Origin of the sequence: Desulfofundulus sp. (genome assembly GCF_049701015.1) — a bacterium.
Classification (GTDB): Bacteria; Bacillota; Desulfotomaculia; order Desulfotomaculales; family Desulfovirgulaceae; genus Desulfofundulus.
Genome location: NZ_JBNATZ010000310.1, coordinates 1 through 2,627, shown reverse-complemented (window position 1 = coordinate 2,627; position 2,627 = coordinate 1). Strand labels below are relative to the sequence as shown.

The 2,627-nt window shown below is 49.4% G+C and carries 3 protein-coding genes; 1 reads left to right on the top strand and 2 read right to left on the bottom strand.

Annotated features, from left to right (window positions below; genetic code table 11):
* Window positions 1–417, top strand: a 417-nt coding sequence (locus ACPLUI_RS13685; RefSeq protein WP_424660804.1) for a hypothetical protein, incomplete at its 5' end; no start/stop codon positions are given.
* Here ACPLUI_RS13685 and ACPLUI_RS13680 read toward each other — a convergent pair.
* Together ACPLUI_RS13680 and ACPLUI_RS13675 are read right to left on the bottom strand one after the other, a co-directional pair.
* Window positions 370–723 carry a hypothetical protein gene (locus ACPLUI_RS13680; protein ID WP_424660803.1) on the bottom strand — a complete coding sequence of 118 codons (354 nt, stop codon included), beginning with the start codon at window positions 721–723 and terminating at the stop codon, window positions 370–372. The genes ACPLUI_RS13685 and ACPLUI_RS13680 overlap by 48 nt on opposite strands.
* 201 nt (window positions 724–924) lie before the next feature.
* Window positions 925–2,529, bottom strand: coding sequence for an IS1182 family transposase (locus tag ACPLUI_RS13675; RefSeq protein WP_424660802.1), 1,605 nt, complete (start codon window positions 2,527–2,529; stop codon window positions 925–927).
* Between the last annotated feature and the right edge of the window lie 98 nt (window positions 2,530–2,627).

Sequence of the window (2,627 nt, the reverse complement as noted above, 5' to 3'; positions counted from 1 at the left end):
TCGATGGGTCTGAGCTACCGGAAGATAGCGTCGCTGGTGGGGTGTTCGGAGTCCACAGTGAGGAAGTATGCAAAGACCTACCGGGCATTCCCGGACGAGAGCCTGCGCGTGCCGGAGCTGAGTTTTGAGCACCACTGGGCGGCGGCGAACAGCTCCGATCCGGGGAAGTGGATAGCCCGTGCGGCTGACGAGCATTTGAGCACCCGGCAGTTGAGGAAGGAAATTTTGAAAGAGGAGGCCAGTCATGAAATCAAAGCAGCTGCAGGTACCGAAGAAGAAAAAGAGCTTCGTGAGGCAGAAAAGGTTGCCGCAAAAGCCGAAGAAATTATCGCAAGAGGAGGGCCGGGGGCCGTACTGCTAGGAAGAAGCTTATGGAACTGCTTGGCATCTGATGTTACTACCTTTTTCTTTGTGTGATTGCCAGTAAGAAAGATTGTTCTGCAGTTTTTCGATTCTGCTTAAAATACCCTTGCGGTGGATGGAGTTTTTCGTCCGTTCCAATTTCTCTTTAGCTTTTTCGATTTTCGCCTCCAGGTCGTGAATGTACATGCCGATGAGCTCTTTCTGGGAGTGGATGGTGTCTTCCGCTTCGGCACAGGCCCACTGGCACCACCGGGCGTTGCGGATGAATTTTTCTTCAAGGGAGGAAATGATTTCGTTCCGTTTGACGCCCCGGCGGATGGCCTGGTAGGCGGTGCGCTTGACAGCCTGAAAGATGCGCATGAAATTAATCAGGGTTGCTGCTAGGAGTCTGTTGCTAAATAGTCTCTTATTTCTGCTGAAAAGCCACGTGCAAAAATTCTAGTTAACAGTTAATGGTAATCTGTTATAGAAACAGGCTTAAAACATGTTTGAATCAGCTAATAACCATTTGTTTTACGTGTATTTTACCTTATTTTTCCTGCATTTGGGTAGAACTACCCTCTATCCACTTGCCAGGACCGGTGTAGTGCCATTTATTGCTATATCGTTGTGGGGAACAGCAGCAGTTACTTTTTGATTAAGCAACTTCCAGTAACGTTTAAAGTTAACCACAGTGGCAACTAAAAGCGCCTGCAGGGTTACTTTGGCCAGACCAACATAACGAGCTTTTCGTAGGCCATGCATCACCATTTCCGCCTGCTTTCTCTCGATCTTGCAGCGTTCGGGATATTTACCGGCAAACTCCTCAGTTTTTTGAAAGACCCGGCCCTCCTGGAGGTAGCGTTCGTAGGTATTTACCGTGACTGTCCGTCTACCCTTTTTGTTTCTGGTACACTGGTTTAATAAAGGGCAGTTTTGGCACTGTTCCGGGGAAAAGAGAAATACTTTGAGCCGGCCCGTTTTTTTGTCATAGATTTTTTCAGGTGCGATTTGACCGGCTGGACAGCGGCAGATCTGTCTGTCCAGGTCAATTTCAAAAGCCGATTTAGGGAAACAGCCATCTTTCCCGATTCCTTCGGGGACAGGGCTGATCACTTTAATCTGGCGGGTGGCCATTTCTTCCCTGACCCTGCCCGTGCCATAAGCAGTGTCAAAGATCGCTTCCTCTGGCCGGCGCTCTTCGGGTTGCTGGTCGACAAGTGCAAAAGTTGCCTCTGAATCGTGGATGTTCCCGGGGGTTACGGTAACGGCGGTGATAAATTCACTTTCTTTATCCATGGCGGTATGGCTCTTGTAGCCGTCAAAGAGCCGGGAGTGAGACTTTCTTCCGTGGCGCATTTCGGGATCGGTGGTGGAAATGACCCGGTCTTTGGCCACCCCCCGTTTTATGGTTACCGAGTCGTCTTCCTTTTGTTCTATATCCTGGGTGGCTACCGTCAATAGGAGGTCTTTTAATTCCCTTTCTTTACAGGATAATTCCATCCCCTCCGTTGCGCTAATAATCGTTAAGGCATCCTGGTAAAGCTGGTTTAACAGCCTTTCCCGTTCGGCGGGGTCTTCCCAGTTGATTTTGGGTTTGCCCTTGCCCTGATAATTAAGATTCAGCCTCAATTCCGGGAAATCAGGGCGTTTTATCAGGGCGCTCAAAAGTTTTCTTATGGCCAGCCGGATTAAAGTGTAGGTGTCCTGGACCGCTCCGGCACCCAGGACGTAGGTGGAGTCCATGATCTGTTGGACACATTTAGCGGGAAGCAGCCCTTTGGCTTCCGCTGCCTTCAGGATTTTTTCAAAAATGGTGCGTTCTTTCTTGTTCAGCAATAACCTGGCCCGGAACCTGCTCAGGTCGGTATGGTCAAATCCTGCTTCCCCCAGGGAAAGGTTTAGTGCTACTTTCCAGCGCAGGTCGTATAAAGCGCGTTGTTCCGCTTCCCGGTCTGATACCCGGTCGTGAAACTGCAGCAGGATCACCTTGACCAGGCGGCTGGGTGGGATGGAGGGCCGTCCACAAGAGGCGTAACAATCGGCAAACAGCTCATCCTGGAAGATATCGTCAGCCTGGGAGAGGCCGTAGTAGAAACTATCTTCGGGAACAAGGGGTTTTTGCTCCCACGTTTGCAGAATGTTGATGTCCGTAAAAGTTAATTGTTGTTTTTTGCGCCCCAGCATTTTAAATTACCACCCTATAGCTAAGAATACCTCGAATATTCGACGTATTGCTGGTCAATTCCTCTTGAATGGTAAATCTTTTTTCCTGTTTCCCTTAG

Excerpts from the sequence above, each read along its gene's own strand:
- ACPLUI_RS13680 (WP_424660803.1), bottom strand. The coding sequence starts at position 723 with ATGCGCATCTTTCAGGCTGTCAAGCGCACCGCCTACCAGGCCATCCGC.
- ACPLUI_RS13675 (WP_424660802.1), bottom strand. The coding sequence starts at position 2,529 with ATGCTGGGGCGCAAAAAACAACAATTAACTTTTACGGACATCAACATT.